Annotated in this window: 1 rRNA gene; it reads left to right on the forward strand. The window is 55.3% G+C overall.

The annotated features are described in order from the left end of the window. Window positions 1-33: 33 nt before the first annotated feature. Window positions 34-680, forward strand: a 23S ribosomal RNA gene (locus tag I4N53_RS01690); the annotation flags it as partial.

A 680-nucleotide genomic window follows, 5' to 3' on the forward strand; every position in this document is an offset into this window, starting at 1 on the left:
TTAAGGACCTTGAAAACTGCACAAAGCCGGAAAGGTCAAGTGAGGTAAGGGCATATGGTGGATGCCTCGGCACTTGGAGCCGAAGAAGGACGCGGCAAGCGGCGAAACGCTCCGGGGAGCCGCAAGCGGGCGAAGATCCGGAGGTCTCCGAATGGGGGAACCCACTCGAGGTAATACTCGAGTATCCACTGATGAACACATAGTCAGTGGAGGGGAACCGCGCGAACTGAAACATCTAAGTAGCGCGAGGAAAAGAAAGAAAGGAATCGATTCCCTAAGTAGCGGCGAGCGAAAGGGGAAGAGCCCAAACCTGACACGAAAGTGGCAGGGGTTAGGACCCACCGTAGAAGTGAGTGAGTACTCTAGGCGAACGGATCTGGAAAGGCCGGCCGAAGAAGGTGAAAGCCCTGTAGTCGAAAGGGGAAAGCTTGCTGGTGGGGACCAGAGTACCACGGGATAGGCGACCCTGTGGGAAGGCGGGAGGACCACCTCCCAAGGCTAAATACTACCAAGTGACCGATAGCGGATAGTACCGTGAGGGAAAGGTGAAAAGAACCCCGGGAGGGGAGTGAAAGAGAACCTGAAACCATATGCCTACAAGCAGTCAGAGTCTGCCGTAAGGCAGATGATGGCGTACTTTTTGTAGAACGGGCCGGCGAGTTACGGTAGCAAGCGAGGTT

Origin of the sequence: Thermoanaerobacter sp. CM-CNRG TB177, assembly GCF_018588165.1 — a bacterium.
Lineage (GTDB): Bacteria > Bacillota > Thermoanaerobacteria > Thermoanaerobacterales > Thermoanaerobacteraceae > Thermoanaerobacter > Thermoanaerobacter thermocopriae.